We start from the raw sequence: 23945 nt of genomic DNA, 5'->3' as shown, positions 1-23945 counted from the left end.
TCCGGGCCGAACTTACGGAACCAACTCCCCGCTTGTCAACGAGAATCATCATGGAGAACACGCATGAACAGGGACATAAACACGCAAGATCCTCACTTCGAGGAACAAGAAGCTGAACGATCCCCCCGTTTCGGGCCGGCGCTGCGTTCGGATGCCCGGCGCAACCGCGCCCGGGTGCTGGAGGCCGCCCAGGAGGCGTTCGCCTCGGAGGGCCTCGGCGTTCCCCTGGACGAGATCGCCCGGCGCGCGGGAGTGGGTTCCGGCACCATCTACCGGCACTTCACGAGCAAGGAAGCGCTGTTCGAAACGATCGTCCTCGGCCGTCTCGAACAACTCGTGGACCAGGCAGAGAAGTTGGCGGACTCGGACGACCCCGCTGCGGCGTTCTTCCAGTTCCTCTCCCTGACCATCGAGGAAGGCAGCGTGCGCAGGGACATGGTGGACGCCCTCGCCGGGGAGGACGTCGATGCTTCGGCTGCCGTACCCCGGGCGAGGCGCCGCCTTCGGCGGGGCATCGGCAAGCTGCTCTTCAACACACAACAGGCGGGAGCCGTCCGCGACGACATCAGTGTCGCCGACCTGATGGCCCTGATCACCGGGCTGATACTGGCCCGGAACCGCAACGACGGCGGCGCGGCCGTGCCACAACGGGTGCTGAGCGTCGTGTGCGACGGCCTGAGGCACGGCTGCGCGAACGACGTCACAACAGTCCCGCCCGTTCGGCCAGACGGTACAGGTCGTGGCGAACGGTGACGCTGTCCTGGCCGATCGCCTGCTTGAGAAGGTGCTGCGCGTAGACGTTGAACCGGACCTCCTCGGGCGAGGCCCGGTCCGCCTGCATCAGTGCGAGCACCGCGCCCGGCTGATTACGCTGATGCAGGTGGGCCCGTGCCAGGGTCAGATAGAACCGGGCCCGGCCCTCACGGTCCAACGCGTCCACACTGTCCACGTGTTCGGCCAGTCGCAGCGCCTTGCCCGAACGGCCGAGCACGACCTCGACCCGGACACGGTGGACCGCCACGTCCACCGGCCGGGCGGGCGTCGTCGTCCCCGGGGGCATGAGATCCGGCGCCGACGTCATGTCCTGTGCCTCCTGGACCAGCATCGCGGCCCGGTCGAGCAACCGCTCGGCGCCGTGGTGGTCCCGGGCGAACGCGGCCGCCTCGGCCGCGGTGAGGTACAGCCGTACGCGGGCCGCGGTGGTCACGCCAGCGGGGGAACCCTCGCACGGCTCCAGGGCGTCCGCCGCCGTGACGCACATCTCGCAGGCCTCGGCCGGTGCCTGAAGACGCAGCAGGACATCGCCGAAGCCCTGAAGGCATGCCGCCTCGGTCAGTGGCGCCGAGGCCAGCCTGGCTTCGGCCAGCGCCCGGTCCGTCGCCAGCAGCGCCAGGGACAGATCACCCGAACTGTGCAGGTAGGTGGCGGCCAGCCGATGTGTTTCGGCGCTCAGCCGGAGTGCTTCGGGGTCCGCACGGTCGATGTGCGGTCCGCAGATTCGTTCCAGCAGTCCCGGCAGGCTCGTTCGCACGGCGGACCAGCGCCGCGCGGACTGCCGCCAGCACGTCCAGGCCTCGGTCACCTCGGAGGCCAACCGGCCGATGTCGCCCGGCCGGTGGCCACCCGCGCGGACCGCCGCGCGGTGGCCGAGGAGCGCCGCCCGTATGCCCGGCGCCGCTCCGACCGTCGGCTCGTCCACCTGCCGGCCCGGCACGGCGACCCCCATGAAGGCCGCGACGTCCTTCACTTGAAGGACCTCGGCGAGCCGCAGGAGAGTCGACAGCCGGTCCACCTGCCGCCCCTTGCGCTCGACCTGCCGCAGCCATTCGGAGCTGTGTCCGACCAACGAGGCAAGGGTCTGCCGGGAGAGTCCTCGTCGGCGCCTGAGCAGTTCGATCCGTTCCCCGATCGTCTCTTGCGCGACTGTCGTCATCCCGCCGTGCGCCTCCCGGTACGCGGACGGCCCACGGGGTCCGAGCCGATGATCTCGTCGCTGTAGCCAGTGAGGCCGGTGAAGCCTCCGTTCACATAGACGACGTCTCCGGTCGAGTAGCCGGACGCCTCCGACGCCAGGTAGATCGCCGCGCCGACGACCTCGTCCGCACTCCCGCCACGGCCCATGGGGGTCGCCTTGCGGAGTTCCTCCGTACGCGCCACTCCGTCCGGTGAAATGGTGCCGGGGCACAGCCCGTTGACCCTGATGCGCGGGGCGCAGTCCTTGGCGAAACACCGGGTGAGCATCCACAGGGCCGCCTTCGACATGCTGTACGGCGCCGCCAGCGGAACCGGTGCGAACCCGGCTCCAGAGAGGAGGTTGATGATGGTGCCCGGGCCGCCCTTCACCAACGTGTTGACGAACAGCGACGAGAGTCTCGCCGGGGCCAGCACATTGATGTCGAGCGCGTCCTGCCACTGCGCCGGCGACACATCGGCGCTGTGCGTACCGGTGGCCCCGAAGGCCAGCGCGCCGTTCACCAGGATGTCCACCGTGTCGAAGTGCGCCTGTGCCGCGCCGGCCACCTGGTCGACGATGTCGGCGGCGCCGACGTCGCGGTGCACGGTGACCACCGTGCGTCCGGTCGAGGCGCGGATGGACTCGGCGACGTCTTCCACCGCTTCCTTGTCACGGTCGACGAGGAGGAGGTCGGCGCCGGCCTGGGCGTAGCCCGACGCGATGGCGGCACCGATGTTCCGGCCCGCCCCGGTGATCAGAGCGGTACGTCCGGTCAGTCGAAATCGTTCGAGGGCATCAGGCTGGTTCACTGGGGTCCTTTCTCTCGGTCCGGTCCGCCGGGGGCGGGGGCCCCTCCGGTGCGGTGCCCGGCTCGGACGGCTTGGGCAGGAGCAGCGCGAGCACTGCGACGGCGGCAAGCAGCAGGGCGTCGGTGCGGAAGATCCGGTCCACTCCCCCGGGCTGCTGCCCCGCGACGGCGGCCAGCGCCGCGACCCCCATGGCACCGCCCAGATGGCGTGAGGTGTTGACGAGCCCGGAGGCGGTGCCGGCCCGGTCCGCCGCCACCCCACTGGTCGCCGCCATGGTCAGAGGGGTGCTCGCCAGCCCCAGGGCCAGGGTGACGAGGAGACCGGGCAGCAGGATGTGTACGAGGAACGGGCTGTGCGGACCCGCGGCGGACAGCCAGGCGAAGCCGGCCGACTGGAGCAGCGCCGCGATCACCAGCATCCGCTTGGCTCCGTACGTCGGCAGCAGGCGGGCGGCCAGTTGCGCTCCCGCCACGATGGCCAGGTACTGCGGGAGGAAGGCCAGGCCGGTTTCGAGCGGGCCGAATCCGCGCTGGTTCTGGAGATGGAGCGAGAGGAAGTACCACATCGAGAAGGTGGCCGCCGCGGTCAGGAACATCCCCACGTTCGCGACGGACACGGACCGGTTGCGGAGCACGGGGACCGGCAGCAGCGGCTCACGGGCTCCTCGGGCCTCCCACACCGCGAAGAAGGCGAGCAGCGCCAGCCCCGCGCCGAGCACCGGTCGGCGGCCCGGCTCGACACCGTAGACACAGGCGACCAGGCCCCCCGTCACAGCCAGGGCACCCACGACGTCCGGCGTGCGCCACGCCGTGCCCCGTGCCCGGCCGACCACCGTGCCCCGGGCCAGCACGAGGACGAGAAGCGCGATCGGCACGTTGATGAGCATCGTCCAGCGCCAGTTCAGGTACTGCGTGACGAGTCCGCCCACGAAGACACCTGCCGCGCCCGCCGCCGCGGCCACCCCGCCCCAGGCCGCGAGTGCCCTCGCCCTGAGGTTGGCGTCATGGAACTCGCTGGTGAGCAGGGTCAGCGAGACGGGGGACAGCACCGCGGCCCCGATGCCCTGAACGGCGCGGGCGGCGATCAGCACACCCGGCCCCCATGCCAGGCCCGCGACGAGACTCGCGGTGGCGAAGAGGGCCATTCCGCCCAACAGGGCGCGCCGTTGGCCGATCAGATCCGCGAGCCTGCCGCCCAGCAGCAGCGACCCGCCGAACGCCAGCATGTAGGCGGTGACGACCCATTGGAGCCCCTCGGTGGAGAAACCGAGGTCATGACGGACCGAGGGCAGTGCCACATGGACGACGGAGACGTCCAGCACCACGACGAACTGCGTCGTGCACGCCACGGTCATCAACCGCCGGGGAAGCCGCTCCCCGGGTCGCCGGGCCGTCACCGGGCCAGGGCCTTTCGCTTGGATCATTCCGGGCTCGCGTGCCCCGGTGCCGCGCCTCGCGGCGTTGTCGTCACTCGCCATGACTCTCTCCTCCGCCTTGCGATCCACGGCGCGGAACCCCGCTCCCTGATCCGGCCTGATCCAAACGAAAGGACCCTAGACATGAAGCACGACCGGGACGCGTTCGTAGCCGTTGAGCATGGGGCTGCGGGTGTGTTCCACCGGCCCGGCCGCCGAGACGCCGCGGTAGCGGACGGCGAGTTCCTCCAGCAGGATCCGCAGTTCGAGCCGGGCGAGCTGGGAACCGACGCAGAAGTGGGTGGCGTGGCCGAACGAGAGGTGCAGCCGGCTGCTGTCACGTCCGATGTCGAAGCGGTAGGGGTCGGGGAACACCCTGCTGTCGCGGTTGCCCGCGCTGTAGAGCATCAGCACGTAGTCGTCAGGCTCCAGTTGTCGCCCTGCCAGTCGCACCGGGCGAACCACGGTACGGCCGCCGTATCGCGCGGGCGTGGTCCAGCGCAGTATCTCCTCGGTGGCCGTTTCGGCGATTCCCGGTTCCTCGGTCAGGCGCCGGTACTCGCCGGGGTGTCCGGTGAACGCCTCGATGCCCCCGGAGATGGCGTTGCGCGCGGTCTCGTTGCCCGCCACGAGCGCCGTCCATATGTGCATGAGGAGTTCCGGGTGGGAGAGCTTCTCACCGTCCACCTCGGCGAACGCCAGCGAGGTGATCAGGTCGTCCCGGGGACAGCGACGCCGTTCGGCGATGAGGATGTCGAGGTAGTCGAAGAATTCGGACAGCACCTCCTGTCGTGGTCGCGCGCCCTCGGCGTCCGAGGTGGCGGCGAGCTCGTCGGACCAGCCTCGCAGCAGCGGCAGATCGGCGAACGGCACGCCCAGCAGTTCGGCGATCACCCGCAGCGGGATCGCCGCAGCGAACGCGCTCACGACATCGATGTCCTCGTCGCCGGGCACCGCGTCGAGGACCTGCGTGATCACTTTGCGTACGGCCGGTTCGAGCCCGATCACCCTGCGCGCGGTGAGGCTGCGGCTGATCAGCTTGCGGTGTTTGTCGTGCTCCGGTGGATCGATGTTGTGCAGCAGGGGCGTGTCCTGTCTGCTGTCGGCCGGCCGTTCGCCGTGCCCGGCGCGGGGGCGGTCGATCATGTGCCCGCCGCCGCTGCTGAACTGTGCGGGGGACGCCGACACCTGGCGCACGTCGGCCCATCGGGAGACCAAGTACATCGGCCTGCCTTTGGCCGACACCCAGGGATGGACCGGGCTGTGCTCCTGCAGCCACCCGAACGCGCGCTCCGGTTCCCGGTAGAAGTCGGGGTCGTCGGGTGCGATGGGTGGCTGCGCCGGGGCCGGTGCCGACGGCTTCACCGCACCTCCCGTACGGCCGTGGGCTCGAAGACGACGGGGAGGGAACGAGTGCTGCGGACGAGGCCCGGGGGCTGCTCGATCCGCGCGCCCGGACGCAGTCGCAGGCCGGGCATCCGTGTGTGGATCTCGGTCGCCGCCACCTTGAGCATGAGCCGCGCGAAATGGGCTCCCATACAACGGTGCGGACCGGCCCCGAACGCCAGATGGGGGTTGGGGGTGCGGGACGGGTCGAAGCTCTCCGGGTCGGGGAAGACCCGGCGGTCCCGGTTGGCGCCCGCCCACAGCAGGAACACGCGCTCGCCCTGCGGTATCCGGTGCCCGGCGACCACTGTCTCCCTGGTGGTCACCCGGGACAGCCCGAAGGAGACCGAACCGTGGCGCAGCATTTCCTCGACGATCTGTTCCACGGAGTGCTCGTTGTCGCGGAACAGCTCGGACAGGGCGGGGTCGTCGATCAGATGCAGCGCCAGGTCACCGATGCTGTTGGACGTGGTGTCCATTCCCGCGACGATCAGCAGGATCATCGCGCGCACCATCTCCTCCCGGGTGAGGGGACGGCCCCGCATGTCCCCCCGCAGCAGCGCGTCGACGACGTCGCCGCGCTCCGGCTGCGTCTCCCGCCAGTCCAGGTACCGCAGCGACCACTCGCTCAGGTCGGCGAACGCCTGGTTCTGCTCCTCCCGCGTGGTGCCGTGCGACACGATGCGGTGTGCGAGCTCCCGGGTGTACGGCACCTCCTGCGGAGCGACTCCGAGAAGCAGCTGGAAGAGGGCCGCCGGAACGAACTTCCAGGCGAAGTCGACGGCCAGGTCGCACTGGCCCGCTGCCACGAACTCGTCCATCAGGTCCGATGCGATGCGCCGCATGGCGGGCTCGTGACGGGCCACCGCCGGCGGCGACATGAGCGGGTTGAGGAGACGTCGCCAGTCCCGGTGCTCCGGCGGGTCGACCTCGATGGGGGCCAGCAGCGGGGCGTCCGGGTTGTGCGGCAGGGACACCCCTTGGGCGGAGGAGAACGTCTCCCAGTCCTTGTTGGCGGCGAGCACTTCTTCATGGGTGGTGATGATCCAGAACCCGCCGTGGGCACTGCTGCGGAGCACCGGGCCACGATCCCGCAGGTCGTCCATCACCGCCCAGAACTCTCGGTCCTCCCCGGCGAGGCGGGGGCTCCAGGGGTCGAAATCCACTTCGATGGTCTGGGTCTCGGTCGTCATTTCCACTCCGGACAAGGTTGGGTCACCGCCTGCCGACGACTGTGAACTTCTCCCAGGTCAGCGCGGCGTAGGCGGGAGAGGGGCGGCGCTCGGCGACTTCGTAGTGCGGCCAGCGGTCGAGGAAGGCGTTGATGGCGTGCCGGATCTCCATCCGGGCGAGCTGAGCACCCAGACACAGGTGCGGTCCCTGCCCGAACGTCAGATGGGGGTTGGGGTTCCTGGTGATGTCGTACCGGTCCGGCTCTCCGAAGCGGGCCGGATCCCGGTTGGCGGCGATGACCAGTGCCCAGACGACGTCTCCGTCGGCGAGCCGTTGCCCGCCGAGTTCGACGTCGCCGAGTACCTTTCTGAAGTTCACCCGGGCCGTCGGCTCGAAGCGCAGGGTCTCCTCGATGCCCGTCGGCACGAGTGCCCGGTCCTCGATGACGCGCCGGCGCTGTTCGGGGTGGCTCGCCAGCAGGGACAACATGGTGGTCGTCGTGGACGATGTCGTGTCGGATCCGGCGACGAGCAGCGTGACGCAGGTCGCGGCGAGCTCGTCGTCCGACAACGCCCCGTCGGTGTTCTGCTGCACGAGACGGCCGATGAGGTCGTCGGTGGTGCCGCTCTTGCGCCGGTCGGTGATCTCCGCCTGGAGATAGGCGAGCATGTCCCGGCCGCTGGTGACCGCGGCATCGATGTGTGCCTGCGGTACCAGGCGTGGGTCGGCCATGATGCAGCGCATCATGGCCTCCGCCCACTGGTAGAAGAGTTTGCGGTCGCTGCTGGGGATGCCCAGCAGTTCGGAGATGACAGTCGTGGGCAGGGCGCTGGTGAACTGGCCGAGCACGTCCACCGGTTCGCCCGACGCCATGCCCGTCACGAATTCCGGCGCGTCGAGCAGTTCCCTCACGATCTCCGCGATCCGCGGCTCCAGCTGCTGGACCGAGCGGTACGTGAACGCCTTCTGCACCATCGAGCGCAGCCGCGTGTGGTCCGGCGGGTCGGTGTGGACCATGGTGTCCGTGCCCTCGAACCACGGTCCGAAGTCGGTGGACGCGAAGACGGTGTTCGAGAACCGCTTGGGGTCCAGGAGGACTTCCCGGCAGTGCTCGTAGGAGGAGACGAGCCAGACGCCGCCCATCGCCTCGCTGCGGACGACGGGGCCGGCCTCCCGCAGCCGGTCGAGCAACGGCCAGGGGTCCAGCACTGATTCGGGCGTCACGATGTTGATGTCCATGTCCCGTCCTTCAGTCGATCGTCAGCTGCTGGTCGAGCAGTGGGGCGAGCCCCCGCTGGTTCGCGCTCAGTGCGAAACGGAAGGTCTCCTGGTCGATCTCACGGCCCGACGGCGACTGTCCCCGGACCGTCTCCCAGTGCTGGGTGATGTCCTCGGCGGTGGGTTCTCTCGTCCCGGCCCATCCCTCGCTGTGGGCGGTCCAGTACCGGTGGAACCAGCCGCCGGCCGCGCCGTACGTCTCCGCGGTCACCGGGCAGCTCGGATGCGCCAGTACCAGAGCCATCGGGGCCACCCGGTCGGCGGTGAGCAGTTTCATCTCCTCGCCCGGTTCGACGTCCGGGGCCGGTCGGCCCGGCAACAGGGCGCCGGTGGCGTTGAACGCCTCGGACTGCCGGGTGTCCAGTGCGCCGGGCGCGAGCAGGTTGGCCTTGATTCCGTACTTCTGCCCCTCCCAGGCCACGGCCTTGGTGAGTCCCACCAGCCCTGCCTTGGAGGCGGAGTAGTTGGCGCCTCCGTACGAGCCGCACAGTCCGGCCGCGGAGGTCACTGCGACGATGTTGCCGTGGCCCTGTTCCGCCATGGCGCGGAAGGCCGGCTGCATGACACAGAAGGCACCGCGCAGGTTCACGGCGACCACATCGTCGAAGTCCTCGGGCAGCATCCGGGTGAAGAGGCTGTCCCGCAGAATGGCAGCGTTCGCGATGAGCGCGTCGATCCGTCCCCAGGCGTCGAGCGCCGTACGGATGATCGCCTCGCCCCCCTCGGGCGTGGCCACGGTGTTGGTGGAGGCGATCGCCTCACCCCCCGCGTCACGGATCTCCCGCACGACGGTTCGGGCCAGTTCCGCCCTGGGGGTGTCACCTCCGGTCGGCGGGCCTCCGAGGTCGTTGACGACCACCCGGGCACCGCGGCGGGCGAAAGCCAGAGCCATGGCCCGTCCGATGCCGCCCCCTGCCCCGGTGACCACCACCACACGGTCGTCGAACCGTACGTCTCGCACCATGCACACACCCTCTCCCCAGTCAACGGGCACCGCTCCCCCATCCGGAACGGGCACCCCGATTAGCCGCGAAGCTATGTGCTTCACTCCCACCCCACCACCCCTCACCAACCCCTAGGGGCTCCTTGAGTTCCTATGAAATGGCAGGTCAGAGCATGTGTAGGGGATCTGGGCCGGCAGGCATCTCCTGATCGTTGGCTGAGATCCACCCTCGAAAGGGGGGCGATGACCTACAGTTCCAAAGGCTCAGGCCACCATGTGATGCCACGAGGCCTCGGGGAGGGCACATGAACCTGGTCGAGCGGGACAGTCAGTGGGCGGCGCTCGGAGACCTGTTCTCCGCGGCTGTCCGCCGCGAGGGGGGTACGGCGGTACTCCACGGTCCCCCCGGGTGCGGCAGGAGCGAGCTCCTGTCGGCGTTCTCCGAGCACCTGGCGCAGGAGACGGGCGCAGTGGTCCTCAGAGCCGTCGGCACTCCGACGGAGAGCCACGTGCCCGGCGGGACGCTGCGTCAGCTGTTCGCCGGTCCGCACCGGATCGCGACCGAGCTCCGGGAACGGGCCGGCGCTCTGCTCGGCGTCGCCCCGGCGGCGGGCGCCGGCGCGACGCCCGACGGTGTGGCTCTCCCCTCCTGGGTGACCGCGGAGCTGTGCGCGCTCATCGATGCCGCGTCGTCACGCGATCCCCTGCTCATCGCCATCGACGACCTGCATCACGCGGACGAGACCTCCTATCGGTTCCTGCTCCGGCTGATGCATACCGCCCGGACTTCCCGCGTACTCGTGGTGGTCACCGAGCGCACGTCGGTTCCGGCCGAACGACCGCTGCCGGAACTGGACTTACTGGCCCTCCAGCATGCTCATCGGATCCCGCTGCCCATGCTGTCGCCCGCCGGGGTCCGCCGGATGCTCGCCGATCGCCTCGCACCGGACGAAGCGGACCACCACGCGGAGAGGATCCACCGGACCAGCGGCGGCAGTCCTCTGCTCGTACGGGCTCTGATGGCGGAGCTGCCGGGCTTGGCCGCCGGACTGCCCGCCGACGGTCCGGCGGCGGACCGGACCGGCCCGGAGACGCTCGCAGCGACGGCTTCCTTCGCCCGGACCGCCCTGTCCCTGCTCCACCGCAGCGGCCCGACGATCCTGAACGCCGCCCGCGCCGCAGCCGTCCTCGGCTCCTCATCAAGTGAGCTCAACATCAGCAGGGTTCTCGGACTGGACCGGGACGAGGGCGCGGCGGCGCTGGAGGCCCTCGGCACCATGGGTGTGTTCCGGGAGGACCGGTTCGCACATCCGGCGGTGGGGACCGCCGTTCTGCAGGACCCTTCCTTCGCGGAACGGGACGCGATGGCCCTGGCCGCCGCTCGGGTGCTGTACGAGTGCGGCGCGGCGGACATCACCGTCGCCCAGCACGTCGTCGCGGCCGGCCGGGCCGAACCGTGGGCACGTCTGCCCTTGATCCACGCCGCCGAGGAGATGCTCCGCACCGGCCACGCGAGGTCGGCCGTGCGCTGCCTGGAACTGGCCCATGCCGTCAGCCCCACCGGCCAGGACCGGGCGAGGACCATGGCGTATCTCGCGCATGCCACCGGGCGGGACAATCCGTCCGAGCAGACCATGTACAACGATCCCCTGCTCGGCCATGTGCGCGACGGCTCCCTGACCGGCCGGTGCGCACTCACTCTCGTACGCCATCTGCTGCGGGACGGACGCGAACAGGACGCCGTCGAGGTCATCCAGAGGGTCGGGGCCGGCCGGTCGAAACTGGACCTCGATACCACGACGGCGCTGGAACAGACCCGGCAGTTCCTCCGTGTCTACTACCCGTCGACGCCGTGGCCCCTGCCCGACATCCGGACATCCCTCGGCAGCAGGCACGCGCAACGGCGTGGTACCGCACGATCGTTCACCGGCAGCAGCCCCCAGCACGGAGCCGTCCTCCTGAAGCTGGTCCTCGACGAGGGGCCGCAGGAGATCGTCGTCCAGTGGGGCAGGCAGATACTGGAGGCCATACGTCCGGACGAGCGCTCTCTGGAGACCGCCGTGGCGGTGCTCCAGGCGTTCACCTATTCCGAGCACTACGACCTCGCCGAGCAGTGGGGCGCTCGGCTCCAGGCCGTCGCGTCGGATCACGGCATTCCCCGGTGGAGCTCGATCCTGACCGCGGTGCGCGCGGAGACGGCGATACGGCGGGGTGACCCGCCGGCCTCGCTCACCATGGCGGAGACGGCGCTCAAGGCACTGTCCCCGGAGCTGTGGGGGTTGGGGGTCGGGCTTCCGGTGGCCACGCTCCTCCAGGCATACACGGACACGGGGCGACACGACGAGGCCCAGGCGCTTCTGCTGCGCCAGCGGCTGTCGGGGGTGGCCAGAACGCGGTTCGGCCTGATGCACCAGCACGCCCGCGGCCGCCACTACCTGGGGACGGGCCGGCATTACGCGGCACTCGACGCGTTTCTGGCCTGTGGGGAGACGGCCATGGCGTGGGGGTTCGATGTCCCGACATTTCTTCCATGGCGCAGTGATGCGGCATTCGCGCTCCTGGAGATGGGAGAGGCGGACGAGGCTCGTCGTCTGATACACGAACAGGAGCAACGGCCGGGCGGCGCCTCGTGCACCGTCCGGGGCATCGGGCTGAGGGCTCTGGCCCGGGCCGGCCGGGCCGGTGACCGTCTGGCACTGCTGCGGGAGTCGGCGACGCACCTCAGCAACAGCGGCAATCAATTGGAACTGGCACGGACCCTCGTGGCGCTCGCCCACAGCTACCGGCACTCCGGGGACCACTCCAAAGCGGAGATGGTGGCCCATCAGGCCCGCTTCAGGGCGAGCGAGTGCGGCGCGAGCCCACTGCTCGGCGAGTTGGACGCCGCCTCGGATTCCGGGCCCGCGCTCTGCGCGCCCCTGATGCGTGACCCGACGAGCAGCGAACTGCTCACCGATGCCGAGCGGCGGGTTGCCGAACTGGCGGCGCTGGGCAGCTCGAACCGCGAGATAGCTCGCAAGCTGCATGTCACGGTGAGCACCGTCGAACAACACCTCACGCGGATCTACCGGAAGTTGCGCATCAAGCGCCGCTCGGAACTTCCTCGCCGGCTCACCCGCAACAGATTCGCGCAGGACACGGGCAGGTTCCCCGAGGCGGTCAGCTGACGGCCCCGGGCGCCGGAGGATCTTCCCGCGCAACCGGCAACCACCCGGCTCGACCGTCAGGAACAGGACAACCGAGCGCGGTGTCCCCCTGCTGTGCCGGGACGGACGGCCCCCGACGAGGCCGTGTCACCACTGGCTTCGAGGCGACGACGGCATCGGTGACCGTCCCGGACCGACGCCACAGCCGGTCGGCAACCGTCCGTGGCATCGGTCCGCGTGATCATTGCGGGGCGGCTCCCAGCGCGTGCACCTCGTTCAGGATGGCGCGCGTCTGCGGTCGAAGCTGCTGCTGCCCATGCTGTACCACTGGGCCGGGCCCCCGGCACATACCGGTCCTGGTCGTGCCGGGTGACGGTGCCCGACCGGGTGGCGGCCGGTGCGTTCACCTGGCCCAGCCAGTGACCGAGCATCCTCCAGGCGATCGTCAGCCGCGCCCGCACCCTCGTGGATACCGGTGTCGCGTATCTGCTGCTCTCCGCCCCGGAGGAGGGCGACACCTACGTACGCGTCACCGACGGCATCACGACGGACGGGTTCAAGACCGGCCGGCTCGCCGCCGGGACCGGTCTCGGCGGACTGGTAGCCGCGACCGCCGTGCCGTACCACACCGCCGACTACCCCAACGACGCCCGCTTCGAGCACACCCCGTACGTGGACGGTGTCATCGGTGCGGAGGGTCTGGTGGCCGTCCAGGGCGTACCGCTGAAGTTCGGGGATCAGATGTACGGGGTGCTGTTCGCCGCCGACCGCCGTGTGCGGCCCTTCTCCCCTGACGAGGTCGACCTGCTCATCTCGCTCGCCAACCACGCCGCCCTCGCCGTCGAGAACGCCACCCTCTTCGAAGAGGTCCGCAAGGCCGCCGCCGTCCACGAACGGCTCACCGCCGTCGCACTCGACAGCGGCGGACCGGCAGGGCCGGCGTCGGAAGTCGCCGACGTACCGCGCGGCAGCGTCCTCGTCCTCTACGCACAGGACCGGCCGCTCGCCTCGGCGGGCGGGCACGCCACCCGGCTCGGCGGCATCGCGGGCGGGTACGGCGGCAACACGGTTGCCGTCCTGCCCGCCGACGACCCCGGCGGCGGCGGGCACACCCTCGCCGAACTGCTGACCGACGGGATCGGGCACCCGGTCACGGTCGCCTGCGACGGCAACCTGAGCCGTACCTCCGCCGCTCCGTACGTCCACGTCGACACGCTCTGCCAGCGCATGGACCGGATCTCGGTGCTGCTCGGCCCGCAGTGGCGCCACGGCGACCACGCGTTGCAGGTGCACCTGGCCCTCATCATGCGACGAACGGCGGGATAGGGCTCCGCCCGCACGTGCTCGCCCGGTCACCGGCGACACCATGTGTTCGGGGTCGGTACGCTCCTGACCCCGCGGACCGCGCGCCGGTCCGGTGCCGCTCAGTCCGTGATGGGCCTGGTGCGGGAGCAGTTGGTGAAGTCCTTCCAGGGGCGGGTGCCGTCGGGGGCCGGTGCGCCGGCGTAGGTGGGATTTCCGGTCAGGGTCTGCTGACGGTGCTCGTGGGTGATGTCGATGCCGAAGAGCTTGAAGCCGATGCTGAACTGCCCGGCGGAGAGACCGAATCCGATGCCGAGGGAGGCGTTCCACCAGTCGGTGTTGACCTTGTAGTCCAGCCGCTGCAGCTGCCCCTTGTCGTGCAGCAGTCGCCGGAACGCGGAAGCGTCATCCGCCGGTGGCTCGGCCATCGAGGAGGGTGACGGCATCGCCTCGTCGGCCGGGTTGCTGCCACGCCCGCGCAGCCAGTCCTCGGCGGTGGTGCTGTCCTTGTCGTCGGAGAGGTCCAGTTCGGCGGCCTCGGTGTGCAGATCGGACTCCGTCTCGCCACCGCCGCCGCCGACATCGATCGTCACCGGGCCCGCGTTGGCGCCACCGCCGAAGGAGGCACCCTCATTGCCACCGCTCTCCTGGCTCGTGGTGATCTTCATCTTCTGCGGATGGTGCGACTCGCCGGCCTTTTCCTCACGGTCGTACGCCTCCGCGTCGTAGGTGACGGCGACCTGCTGCATCCGCGACCCGGCGGCCTGACCGCCCGGGCCGACCGAGCCATTGAGCGAGAAGGTGTAGACGAAGGTGATCTTCCCGGAGTCCGGGCCGGTCTTGTGGCGCATGACGACCACGTCCTTGCTGAGCGCCCCCGACACCCCCTCGGCGGAGATGTTGCCGACGCTCTTGGTCTCCGGCACGTCCTTGATGATGCTGTTGGACTGGGCGTTCCTGATGAGCTTGTCGAGTGCTTCGCCCTTGGCGCCCTGGTTGTTCTTCGTCACCTCGTCGGCGATGGTCTTCCGCAGGGCCGCGACCTCCTTGTCGTTCTTGGCGTACTTGCCGCCGAAGCTGACGCTGCCCGATGCCTCGGTGGTGGTCCTGGTGATGTCGATGTCCGGGGCTCGTTCCGGCTCCACGTCGGGCTTGTCCTTGTCCGCGTGGTAGCTGCAGATCATGCCCAGTTCGGAGGCGCGCGGGCCGGTCTTGTTGCGGCACTTCTCCGCCTTCTTGAGGTACTCGGAGAACTGCTTCGCCTCTTCGAGGTTGGCCGCGAGGTCGGCGTTGGGGTCGTCCGACTTGTGCGTGTTGAACATCCACTGCCCGCCACTGCCACTGCCACGTATGTAGCTGCCGCTGAGCGACGCGCCGCCGCCCCACTTCTTCAGGCCGGGGATGCTCGCGCCGATCGAACCCGAGACTCCGCCGCCGGTGGTGCTCATCCGCTCCAGGGTGACCGAACCGTCGGACCACTGGGAGAGTTTCACCTGCTCCGAGTGGCTGATCTTGATGAACAGGATCTGGACGACGACGGTGTCCTTCGTGTCGTCCGCGGCCACCAGACAACGGGCGGGCTGGAACGGGTCCTTCGCCTCCGGTTCGTCCGGTCCCGGTGACCGCGCGGGAACCACGTCTCCGCCGGGCTCCTGCGCACCTGGTCCCGGTGACTCCTCATCCCCCGCACCGGGAGGCCGAGTTGCCGGTGAGCCATGCCCCGCACTGGCAACGTTGTCAGAATCGCAGGAGCCGCCACCTCCGGCGACCTGCATCAGCCGGCACAGGGCCTGCTCGAAGCCCCCGTTCAGATTGGCCGCCACACTCACGGTCACGATCGCGCCGATCAGCAGCGTCACCGCGGTGATGAGGCCGAGATACTCGACCCCGGTCTGACCACGTTCGGTCCTTCTGCTCGTACCGTTCCCTGTGCGCACGCCTGTTACCCCCACGCCTCGCTCTCGACCCCCGTCTGCCGTGGCAGCGTAGAAGTGATGGAACCGGTTCCGAGAGGGCCGACGGACCCAGGTCCGGACCTATCGTTCCTGGGTCCGGAGCTGGGTCCGCACCCTGGTCACGGGCCCGGACAGCGAGCCGGGTCGAGCCGGACCCCGAACGGTCCACGACATGCGCGCACCGGCACTATCCGATGGCTCGACCTTCTTCTGCGGCCTCGGCAGTGGCCGCGTCGAGCAGTTCGGGCAGAGAGCCGCCATGATCGGGCAGCCGCGCGGCCAGTACGCGCCACAGACCGGGCCCACCCCGCTCGGCCGCCGCCCGGAACAGTCGGGCGCACACGTCCCGCCACGCGTCGTAGTCGGCCGTGTCCCGAGGGAGTTCGTGACCGTGACGCAGTGCAGCACGCGCGGGCCGGATGGCGGCCAGCACCGACTCGTCGTCGAGCACACCGGACTCGCGGATCCGGTGGATCACGCGACCGGACAACTGCGCACTGCTGGTGGCCGACAGTGTCGCCCGGGCGGCCGCGGGACTGTGCGTCGACCAGTAGAACCGGGTCCAGCTCGGCAGTGCCTGTGCGAGCACATCGGGAAACCCCGGGCGCGCGGCCAGCGTGCCCAGCACGGACAGCGGGAACGGCTCGGCGGCATGGGCGCGGACGAGTTCGGGCCACGGAGTCGTGGTGTCGCCGCAGCCGCCGTCCAGTACGGTCTGGGCCGCGACGGCGTCGGTGCAGTCACGCAACTCCGCGACCAGGTCGATGCTGCGGGGCAAGGGCCGTCTGAGGGCGGCGAGCCCCTGGCGCAGTTCCCGGTCACGATCCGCCGCCTGGACGAGGCGCTCGTCCAGCCCCTCGTCCAGGCCGTACAGCCAGAGACAGTCGGCCGAGCTTCGGTACGGTGCGGCCCAGCGCGCGAACAGCGTCCTGGGCGGAACGCCGGCCGCGCGCAGTTGCAGGGTGACGGCCGACCGGAACGAGGGCTCGTTGCGGACGCCGCGCCAGGAGTCCTCGGCCGCCTGTTGCAGTTCCTCGTCTCCGAGTCCGGCGACGACGGCTACGACCACCTCGGCCGGGGCGTTCAGCAGAACCCGCAGGTCGGGGAAGGGGCGCTCCGCGCCCGTCGCCGGCCGGCCGAGTCCCCTGATCAGCTCCTCCAGCGTGCCGTGATGTACGGGGAAGCGCCGGGCGGCGGCGTACCACTTACTCGGATCGTCGCCCAGCCGGGCGTGCAGCACCGTGCCGACCGCCATCCAGAACGCATTGCCTGCCCGGACGTTGTTGTGGTCGTAGCCGTTCACTGCCGGTACGAGTGCGTCGATGTGCCGCACCGATCGCAGTACCTCGGGCAGGTTCGCCTCGGTGAGCACGTGGCGCAGGAGTGCGGGCCGGGTCTCGCCGATCCGGTGCAGGCAGGGCCACCAGGCGGAGGTCGGGAGTTCCTGCCGGCGGGCGACCAGCCGATTCGCGACCCTGGGATCCCAAGGGGTGAGCAGGGCGGCGGTGAATTCGTCCGGGCAGTCCGTGCGTGCGATCAGGGCCCGTCGTTGGGTGCGCGCGAACGGTTCCTCGCGGTGCGCGGCGGCCAGTGCCGGCCAGTCCACGGGGCCGGCGGCGAGCACGGCGTCGGCGTCCAACACGGTGTCGGCGGCGCGCAGCGCGACGATCACGTGCTGCGGGCCGGCCTGCGGCGGCGCGGGCGCGGCGCGGGCCGCGGCCTCGTCCTTGCGGCTGCGGACCAGCGCGTCGAAGCGCCGGGCGCGGGCGGCGAGCGCGGTGCCGTTCAACTCTGCCGAGGCGGGCGTACGCGTGTCGGTGGGCAACAGTGAGACGGCCCAGGTGAGCAGCCTGTGGAAGTGTGCGGCTCGCGCGTCCTCGGCACCCCGCGGCGTCCCGTTCCCGGACTTGTGGACCATCCGACCAACCGTTTCCGTATGTGCTGTGTCGCGTGGCGTGCCCGTCTCGGCGATCCGGGCAGGGCGGCGGGCGCCGGTGGTCAACCGTAGGCGACGGAGCGCCGCACCCGCACGGAGGTTTCGGTGCGGGCGGACCGTTCCCGGTACCGCACCGTCCACCCGTCTTTTTCCTTTGGCGACGGTGCCGTCCTGTGGCAGGGTGCTGCGTCGTGACAGAGAAAGACAACATCCGGATCCTCCCGCTCGCCGAAGACCCGTCGCTGATATCCCGTGTGTACGAGATCAACGACTCCTGGCCCGTCTTCACGCCCCACGACATGGTCGCGAGCGCCCTGTTGAGCCGGGTTCCCGAGGACTTCCCGGAATACTGCGTGGCTGCGACGGACGGCGACCGCGTCGTCGCGCGCGGGCTCGCCGTGCCGTTCAACTCCGTGCTCGACGGGCGTGAGGAGATGCCCGACCAGGGCTGGGACCGAGTGCTGGCGTGGGCCTTCCTCGACCGGCAGTACGGGAATGTTCCGACGGCCGCCAGTGCGCTGGAGATCTCGGTGGACGCCGACTACCTCGGCCGCGGCCTGTCCTACCGGATGCTCGCCGCGCTCCGCAGGGCGGTGGGCCGGCAGGGGCACGACGCCCTGCTCGCACCGGTCCGGCCGACGGCCAAGCATCTGGATCCGCATGTCCCCATGCCCGAGTACCTCCGCAGGCGCCGGGACGACGGGCTGCCGGCCGACCCCTGGGTGCGGGTGCACGTCAAGGCCGGCGGCACCGTCGAGAAGGTCGCTCCCGCGTCGATGACGGTCAGCGGCTCGCTGGCCCGGTGGCGGCAGTGGACGGGGCTCCCCTTCGACCGGGACGGCCACGTGGAGGTCCCCGGCGCCCTGGTACCCGTGCGCTGCGACACCGCGCACGATCACGCCGTATATGTCGAACCCAACGTCTGGATCCGGCACGGCGGGCAGCCGCGGACCGCCTGACAGCACACTCCCCGCTACGACAGCGCCCCGGCGACCACGGAGGCCGCTTCCGCGATGAGTGCGTTGTCGTACTCGGCGTCCTCCTGAAACCGGTTCGACAGGATCGCCACGACGATGGGAGCGGCGTCGGGGCGCCACACGACGGCGATGTCGTTGCGCGTGCCGTAGGTGCCGCCGGAGCCGGTCTTGTCGCCGACCACCCAGCCCCTGGGCATCCCGGCCCTGATGAGTTCGGCTCCGGTCGTGTTGGTCCGCAGCCATTTCGTCAGCTGCGCGCGTTCGCCGTTGCCGAGCAGGTCTCCGAGGACGAACGCGCGCAGATCGCCCGCGAGTGCCCTCGGTGTGGTCGTGTCGGACGTGGCACCCGGGGACCACCGGTTGAGTTCCGGTTCGCTGTGTTCCATCCGGGTGACGTCGTCACCGATGTCCGCGAGTACGGTGTCCAGGCCGCGGGGACCGCCCAGCCGGTCGAGGAGCAGGTTGGCCGCGGTGTTGTCGCTGAAGCGGACGGCGGCGTCGCACAGCGCGCTCAGGCTCATCCCGGTCCCGACATGCTTCTCGCTCACCGGAGAGTTGCTGACCAGGTCGTCCTTGGAGTATTTGATCACCTCGTCCATTCCGCCCAGCGAGTGCTTGCGCAGTACGGCACCGGCGGCCAGCGCCTTGAACGTGGAGGCATGGGCGAAGCGCTCACGGTCGTTGTGGGTGACTTCGCGTCCGGTACCGGTGTCGATGGCATAGACGCCCAGCCGAGCGTCGTACTTGCGCTCAAGGTCCTTGAACTGCCTTGCGAACTGCTCCCGGGCGAACGGTTTCGCGCTCGCGGCCGGTGCCGTCGCCCCGGTCTGCGGGGAGGATGCCACAGGGGACGCGGAGGCCCCCGGACGGGCGACCTCTGCGCTGCACGCCGTGAGCGGGACGAGCGCGAGCGCGGCCAGCGCACCGAGAAGGGCACGCCGGGCGCTGCTGTGCTTCTGCATGGGTCCGAACCTCCAGGGCGCCCGCAGGCAGGGGCGCATAAGGGATGGGGAGGCAACTCCCCGTCCCGGGGCGTTCTTGAGTACCGGGCCCACCTTCGCCGTCCGGCAGCCATGCGGTCCAATACTCTCGGGCGCGGTTTCATGCCGATCTGACATAGGGTGCGGGCTGTGGATCTGGTCGGAGCGTGTCGGGCATTCATCAGCGTGAGCGAGCACAGCAGTTTCACCGTAGGAGCAGCCGCCGCCCGGATGTCCCAACCGGTGGCCAGCCGTCGCGTCGCCGCCCTGGAGGAACGCTTCGGTGAGCAGCTGTTCGAGCGCATGTCACGGCGGGCCGTCCTCACACCCTTCGGCCGGGAGATGCTTCCGGCGGCCAGACAGCTCGTCCAGGCCGCCGATGTGCTGCTGAACGAGGCCGCGGCCGCGAAGGGCAAGCCCTGGCGGCTCGCGGTGCCGGGTCTCTGTTCGACGGCCGGTCTCGCCCGTCTGATCGCGGAGGCACGGGAGCACGGCATCACGCTCGATCTCCGGATCGCCGCGCCCGCGCAGCGCGTCGAGTTCATCCACGCGCAGCTGGTGCGCGCCGCGCTGCTCGCGGTGCCCTCGGACGAGGCGACATGGTCCGTGCCGCTCGGACTCGCCGGTGTCCAGGATCCCGGTGTGCGGCGCGTCTACATCGAGACGTTGCGGATGGGGCGGGTGTCGCCGGGTCCGGCCCGCCGTATCTGGATCCAGCCGGAGGACGACGTGCCGCACATCCGTGACCCGCTGACCCGGTTGCGGGACGCGGTGGGGCTGCGGCCCGCGCAGCTCATCGCCGCCACCGATCTCACGACGGCGGCTGCGGAGGTGCTCTGCACGCGTGACCTGCTGCTGTGCTCCCCCGCGCAGGCCGAGGAACTCGCCTTGCACTGGCGGCCGATCGGCGAGGTCGCGCTCAGCCGGGGGTTCGCCCTCGTCGCCGCCGCGGGCGGCAATCCACAACACATCGAGGCACGTCTGGGCACGGCCATCGGCCGCTGCCTGGGCGCGCCCAGCGGGAGGGGCAGCGGGGAGAACGGTACGGAGAGGGCCACGGCATGAACGCCGAAACGCTGCTGGGCGAGATGCGCCGGCAATTGCACGACGGCGGACTGCACGGCTGTCTGCTCGTCCGGGACCTCGGCACGGGCGAGGAAGTGGGGATCGCGCCGGACACCCAGCTGCCTTCCGCGTCCCTGGTCAAGGTTCCGCTCGCGCTGGCGACGGCCGAGCGCATCCGGCGGGGCGAGCTCGACGGGGCGACGATGATCGATGTGCGGCCGGGGCGGACGACCACGCCGGGCCCCACCGGGCTGAGCCGGTTCCGCCACCCCGTACGGATCGCCATCGACGACCTGCTCTACATGAGCACCTGTGTGAGTGACGGTGTGGCCGCCGACGTACTGTTCGATCTCACCCCGCCCGCCCAGGTCACGGACATGCTCCGTGAGTTCGGGCTCCGGGGCATCACCGTCCGGCACGGCCTCGACCAGCTCTCCGACACCCCGCTGGAACGCTTCGACGCCTCCCAGGCCCATCTGGCGCTCTCCCTCGCCATCGACGCCGGCACCGGCGGTCGCGGGCACCGGGTGCCCCAGCTCGACACCACGCGCGCCAGCTCCGGGAGCGCACGCTCGTACGTCGAGCTGTTGCAGGCTCTGTGGACTCCGTCGGCGATCCATCCCGAAGTGGCCGAACGCGTACGCGGCCTGATGGCCCACAACCTCATCCGGCACCGGCTCGCCCCCGACTTCAGCTCGGATGCCTCCACCTGGTCCTCCAAGACCGGCACCCTCCTCAACCTGCGGCACGAGATCGGTGTCGTGGAACACTCCGACGGCCAGTCCTTCGCCATCGCCGCCCTGACCGAGTCACTCGTCCCGGCCAGCGCGCAGCCCGGCGCCGACGCGCTGATGGCGCAGGTGGCCCGCGCACTGCGTGATCACCTTCGGCAGCGCTGAGGACTGGCCGCGGACCGCTGCCGGGACCGTGGCCCACCGGGCGCGCGGCGGCTCGGCGGCCGTACACCGGCACGTACGTACACAGCCCGCCGGAACAGGGTGGGGCCTGCTCTCCCCCGGGCGCACTGCGCGTCGTGTCTCAGGCGTGAAAGCCGTTGCACACGACGGAGGTGTATTTCGTCGGCCCGCCCTCGACGTGGTACAGCACCACGGTCCAGTCGCCCCTGTCGTCCCCGACCGGGATCGCGTCCACGGTGCGCTCGCCGAAATGGGCGCGGAAGTCGTCGGGGTACTTGAGCTTGATGGTTCCACCGGAGTTCCAACGGGAGTAAAGGTCTACGGGCTTGCTGGTGAAGCCGATGCCCTTGCTCAGCGTTCGAAGGGGCCGTCCGGTGGCACGGTCCGTCTCGTGCGGGGGCCGCACCCCCACGGATATGTAGTACGGTGCGGGCCGCTTGCCCACTCCGGCGTCCTTGGGGCGCATCGCCAGCGATGCGGTGTCCCAGCCGGTGGTGTGGGACACGGAGGACTGCAGGCCTGTCGGCGGCGAGGAATCGACGATGCTGGAGAGGTCGCAGGATCCCATGCCCTGTGACGCCTGCTGGGGGTCCTCGGACAGGGTCCAGCGGTCCTGCGAGACACGATCGTTCACGATGTGGTCCGGCGGCCGGCCGTCCGAGTCCCTGGTGGCCGGCTGCGACTCGGCCGGCTGTGACCTGCCCGGCTCATCGGACACGGTCGCCTCCGTCCTGGGGCCGGCGCCGGTGTCCCGCCCGTCCGGCTCGGGGAGCAGCCAGACCGTGACCGGCACCGCGAGCGCCACCGCGCAGACGGCGAGCCAGGCCCTGCTCCACGACCCCTGACCGGCCCGCTTGTCCGGACCCGGCCGGTCGTCCGGCGTGGTGCCCGATGCCCCGGTGGGTGCGGCGCCGACGGCCCGGTCCGCCACGTGGACGTCCGGCTCATGGTTCACGGGCCGCGCCCGCTCCTCCGTCCCCGGCAACCGCGTCGTCTCCGCTTCGGCCTCGGCCCCGGTTCCGGCTCCGGCTCCGGCTCCGGTTTCGCTCTCCGGCAGGGGTATGGGGACGGGTTCGGCGGTGCGTACCAGCATCCGGTAGTGGGCGTCCGCCGCCAGCGGCGAGTCCACCGCGCACCGGGCGATCACCGAGGCCGGATCCGGCCGGTTCGCCGGATCCTTGGCGACGCACTGCCGGATGAGATCGGCCAGCGCGGGCCGAACCCCTTCCACATCGATGTCCTCGTGCACGGTCCGGTAGCTCACCGCCGCCGGTTCGCCCGTGCCGTACGGAGGCCGGCCCGTCGCCGCGTACGCGAGGGTCGCGCCCAGGGCGAAGACATCGGCCGCCGGGCCCACCTCGTTGCGCAGCAGGACCTCGGGGGCCGTGTAGCCGGGGGTTCCCGAGACCATTCCGTCCCGGGTGAGGATCGTCTGCTCAAGCCCTCGCGCGATGCCGAAGTCGATCAGCTGCGGCCCCTGCGGCGAGAGGATGACGTTGTGCGGCTTCACGTCCCGGTGCGTGACTCCATGGGCATGGACTGCGGCCAGGCCTTCGGCGAGCGCGGCGAGCAGCCTCAGGGCGCTGTCGGGCGGGAAGGGGCCGCTCGCGCCGACGGCGCCGCGCAGCGTGGGCCCGGCCACGTACTCGGTGGCCAGCCAGTAAGGGGGTGCGTCGAGCGATGCCTCGATCAACTGCGCCGTGTAGGCGCTGCGTACGGCCTCGACGGTCGCGGTCTCGCGCCGGAAGCGGGCCAGCGATTCGGGGTGATCGCTGATCTCGTCGCGGATGACTTTCACGGCCACCAGCCGTCCGCCGGGTGACCTGCCGAGATACACCTGTCCCATGCCACCCGCGCCGAGCCGGGCGAGCAGGTGGTAGGCGCCCATGCGCACGGGGTCCTGAGGTCTCAGTGCATCCACGGCATGACTGTGCCACAAGTGGGCACTCGTCGGAGCGGCGGACCGCAACTCGTGATCGGATCGATCGGCGCCAACGCGCGGGAGTGGTGGGCCGATTGGTGTCAGGCGAGTTCGGGGGCGGTGAGGTCGAGGGTCAGCCGGTTGTTCCAGTCGTTGGTGAAGACCGCGGTCGTTCCCTCGTGGTACACGCCCACGAACGGGTTGGAGCAGAACATCACGGCGAGCCATCGCAGGGAGCGGTCGGCGTCGAGGCGGGCGAGGTAGCCGATGTTGCCCATCCCGCTGCCACCGCCGGAAGTCCAGCCCGATCCGTCCGGCAACGGGGTCTCGAAGCAGGTGTCCACCTCGGTGGTGCCGTCCTCCTCGATGGCACCGGCCACGTCGAGCGGTCCTGCGAGGCGGAAGGGAATCGGCTGTCCGGCGTCCGGGTGGTAGGCCCCAGGGCCCTCCACGCGCAGCTCCAAGGCCGTGTCGTCCGGCCGGTACAGCCCGTCGTGGAACGGCATCTCGCCGGCCGCCCACAACTGCTCGATCATTCCCACGATCCCGCCTCACCCGTCGAAACAGCCCGCACGGTATCAGGCCCGTTCATGTGCAGCGCCTCACGCCTCACGCCCACGCCCGACGCGGGACCGGCCACCAGGACCGATCCGTTTCGTCGCGTTGCGTTGCGTGCCGCAGAACACATCCGGCGTCAGTAGGCGGAGTTGACGTTGTCGATGGATCCGTAGCGGTCGGCGGCGTAGTTGGCGGCCGCGGTGATGTTGGCGACGGGGTCGGTGAGGCTGT

Annotated in this window: 18 protein-coding genes and 1 pseudogene; 6 read left to right on the top strand and 13 right to left on the bottom strand. The window is 70.4% G+C overall.

Annotated features, from left to right (window positions below; translation table 11 throughout):
• The first annotated feature begins 63 nt into the window (after positions 1-63).
• Positions 64-753, top strand: coding sequence for a TetR/AcrR family transcriptional regulator (locus ACFVH0_RS36400; protein ID WP_385827384.1), 690 nt, complete (start codon positions 64-66; stop codon positions 751-753).
• On the opposite strand, the gene ACFVH0_RS36395 is transcribed toward ACFVH0_RS36400, so the two are convergent.
• From ACFVH0_RS36395 to ACFVH0_RS36365, 7 genes are all read right to left on the bottom strand, one after another.
• Positions 701-1933 (bottom strand): helix-turn-helix domain-containing protein, encoded by a 1233-nt coding sequence (locus tag ACFVH0_RS36395; protein WP_385827382.1) that lies wholly within the window; start codon positions 1931-1933, stop codon positions 701-703. The genes ACFVH0_RS36400 and ACFVH0_RS36395 overlap by 53 nt on opposite strands.
• Positions 1930-2763 carry an SDR family NAD(P)-dependent oxidoreductase gene (locus ACFVH0_RS36390; protein ID WP_385827380.1) on the bottom strand — a complete coding sequence of 278 codons (834 nt, stop codon included), beginning with the start codon at positions 2761-2763 and terminating at the stop codon, positions 1930-1932. The genes ACFVH0_RS36395 and ACFVH0_RS36390 overlap by 4 nt, the downstream gene beginning before the upstream one ends.
• Positions 2750-4117, bottom strand: a complete 1368-nt coding sequence (locus ACFVH0_RS36385; protein ID WP_385827400.1) for an MFS transporter — start codon at positions 4115-4117, stop codon at positions 2750-2752. Before ACFVH0_RS36385 ends, ACFVH0_RS36390 begins: the two co-directional genes overlap by 14 nt.
• Positions 4118-4315: 198 nt before the next feature.
• Positions 4316-5542, bottom strand: coding sequence for a cytochrome P450 (locus ACFVH0_RS36380; protein WP_385827378.1), 1227 nt, complete (start codon positions 5540-5542; stop codon positions 4316-4318).
• On the bottom strand, positions 5539-6756 hold the full coding sequence (locus tag ACFVH0_RS36375) for a cytochrome P450 (RefSeq protein WP_385827376.1): 1218 nt from the start codon (positions 6754-6756) through the stop codon (positions 5539-5541). The genes ACFVH0_RS36380 and ACFVH0_RS36375 overlap by 4 nt, the downstream gene beginning before the upstream one ends.
• Before the next feature lie 22 nt (positions 6757-6778).
• Entirely contained in the window at positions 6779-7975 is a 1197-nt protein-coding gene (locus ACFVH0_RS36370; RefSeq protein ID WP_385827374.1) for a cytochrome P450, read from the bottom strand.
• A 10-nt stretch (positions 7976-7985) separates the two neighbouring features.
• Positions 7986-8978 carry an SDR family NAD(P)-dependent oxidoreductase gene (locus ACFVH0_RS36365; RefSeq protein ID WP_385827372.1) on the bottom strand — a complete coding sequence of 331 codons (993 nt, stop codon included), beginning with the start codon at positions 8976-8978 and terminating at the stop codon, positions 7986-7988.
• 284 nt (positions 8979-9262) lie between these two features.
• Between ACFVH0_RS36365 and ACFVH0_RS36360 the strand changes: the two genes are divergently transcribed.
• Entirely contained in the window at positions 9263-12124 is a 2862-nt protein-coding gene (locus ACFVH0_RS36360; RefSeq protein ID WP_385827371.1) for an AAA family ATPase, read from the top strand.
• Positions 12125-12532: 408 nt separating this feature from the next.
• Positions 12533-13429, top strand: a complete 897-nt coding sequence (locus ACFVH0_RS36355; RefSeq protein WP_385827398.1) for a GAF domain-containing protein — start codon at positions 12533-12535, stop codon at positions 13427-13429.
• 98 nt (positions 13430-13527) lie between these two features.
• Here ACFVH0_RS36355 and ACFVH0_RS36350 read toward each other — a convergent pair whose 3' ends face one another.
• Together ACFVH0_RS36350 and ACFVH0_RS36345 are read right to left on the bottom strand one after the other, a co-directional pair.
• Positions 13528-15042, bottom strand: coding sequence for a hypothetical protein (locus ACFVH0_RS36350; RefSeq protein WP_385827369.1), 1515 nt, complete (start codon positions 15040-15042; stop codon positions 13528-13530).
• 505 nt (positions 15043-15547) lie between these two features.
• Entirely contained in the window at positions 15548-17278 is a 1731-nt protein-coding gene (locus ACFVH0_RS36345; protein ID WP_385827367.1) for a hypothetical protein, read from the bottom strand.
• Positions 17279-17487: 209 nt separating this feature from the next.
• Between ACFVH0_RS36345 and ACFVH0_RS36340 the strand changes: the two genes are divergently transcribed.
• A complete protein-coding gene (locus ACFVH0_RS36340; protein WP_385827365.1) occupies positions 17488-18255 on the top strand; it encodes an N-acetyltransferase in 768 nt (255 codons plus the stop codon).
• 14 nt (positions 18256-18269) lie between these two features.
• Here the strand turns inward: ACFVH0_RS36340 and bla are convergent, their stop codons facing one another.
• On the bottom strand, positions 18270-19235 hold the full coding sequence (gene bla, locus ACFVH0_RS36335; protein WP_385827364.1) for a class A beta-lactamase: 966 nt from the start codon (positions 19233-19235) through the stop codon (positions 18270-18272).
• Between the two features lie 168 nt (positions 19236-19403).
• Between bla and ACFVH0_RS36330 the strand changes: the two genes are divergently transcribed.
• Positions 19404-20318 carry a LysR family transcriptional regulator gene (locus ACFVH0_RS36330; RefSeq protein ID WP_385827362.1) on the top strand — a complete coding sequence of 305 codons (915 nt, stop codon included), beginning with the start codon at positions 19404-19406 and terminating at the stop codon, positions 20316-20318.
• Positions 20315-21217, top strand: a complete 903-nt coding sequence (locus tag ACFVH0_RS36325; protein ID WP_385827360.1) for a serine hydrolase — start codon at positions 20315-20317, stop codon at positions 21215-21217. Before ACFVH0_RS36330 ends, ACFVH0_RS36325 begins: the two co-directional genes overlap by 4 nt.
• Before the next feature lie 139 nt (positions 21218-21356).
• Here the strand turns inward: ACFVH0_RS36325 and ACFVH0_RS36320 are convergent, their stop codons facing one another.
• The 3 genes and pseudogenes from ACFVH0_RS36320 to ACFVH0_RS36310 form a co-directional block, all read right to left on the bottom strand.
• Positions 21357-23156, bottom strand: a complete 1800-nt coding sequence (locus tag ACFVH0_RS36320; RefSeq protein ID WP_385827359.1) for a serine/threonine-protein kinase — start codon at positions 23154-23156, stop codon at positions 21357-21359.
• 101 nt (positions 23157-23257) lie between these two features.
• Positions 23258-23692: a hypothetical protein gene (locus ACFVH0_RS36315; protein ID WP_385827357.1), complete on the bottom strand. Its 435-nt coding sequence runs from the start codon at positions 23690-23692 to the stop codon at positions 23258-23260.
• A gap of 158 nt (positions 23693-23850) precedes the next feature.
• Positions 23851-23945: pseudogene (locus ACFVH0_RS36310) on the bottom strand (lytic transglycosylase); the annotation flags it as partial.

This window comes from Streptomyces sp. NPDC127117 (assembly GCF_042677325.1).
GTDB lineage: Bacteria > Actinomycetota > Actinomycetes > Streptomycetales > Streptomycetaceae > Streptomyces.
This window is presented reverse-complemented; position numbering and strand designations above follow the sequence as displayed.

Excerpts from the sequence above, each read along its gene's own strand:
- ACFVH0_RS36370 (WP_385827374.1), bottom strand. The coding sequence starts at position 7,975 with ATGGACATCAACATCGTGACGCCCGAATCAGTGCTGGACCCCTGGCCG.
- ACFVH0_RS36385 (WP_385827400.1), bottom strand. The coding sequence starts at position 4,117 with ATGACCGTGGCGTGCACGACGCAGTTCGTCGTGGTGCTGGACGTCTCC.
- ACFVH0_RS36400 (WP_385827384.1), top strand. The coding sequence starts at position 64 with ATGAACAGGGACATAAACACGCAAGATCCTCACTTCGAGGAACAAGAA.
- ACFVH0_RS36375 (WP_385827376.1), bottom strand. The coding sequence starts at position 6,756 with ATGACGACCGAGACCCAGACCATCGAAGTGGATTTCGACCCCTGGAGC.
- ACFVH0_RS36395 (WP_385827382.1), bottom strand. The coding sequence starts at position 1,933 with ATGACGACAGTCGCGCAAGAGACGATCGGGGAACGGATCGAACTGCTC.
- ACFVH0_RS36360 (WP_385827371.1), top strand. The coding sequence starts at position 9,263 with ATGAACCTGGTCGAGCGGGACAGTCAGTGGGCGGCGCTCGGAGACCTG.
- bla (WP_385827364.1), bottom strand. The coding sequence starts at position 19,235 with ATGCAGAAGCACAGCAGCGCCCGGCGTGCCCTTCTCGGTGCGCTGGCC.
- ACFVH0_RS36325 (WP_385827360.1), top strand. The coding sequence starts at position 20,315 with ATGAACGCCGAAACGCTGCTGGGCGAGATGCGCCGGCAATTGCACGAC.
- ACFVH0_RS36315 (WP_385827357.1), bottom strand. The coding sequence starts at position 23,692 with ATGATCGAGCAGTTGTGGGCGGCCGGCGAGATGCCGTTCCACGACGGG.
- ACFVH0_RS36345 (WP_385827367.1), bottom strand. The coding sequence starts at position 17,278 with ATGGTCCACAAGTCCGGGAACGGGACGCCGCGGGGTGCCGAGGACGCG.
- ACFVH0_RS36365 (WP_385827372.1), bottom strand. The coding sequence starts at position 8,978 with ATGGTGCGAGACGTACGGTTCGACGACCGTGTGGTGGTGGTCACCGGG.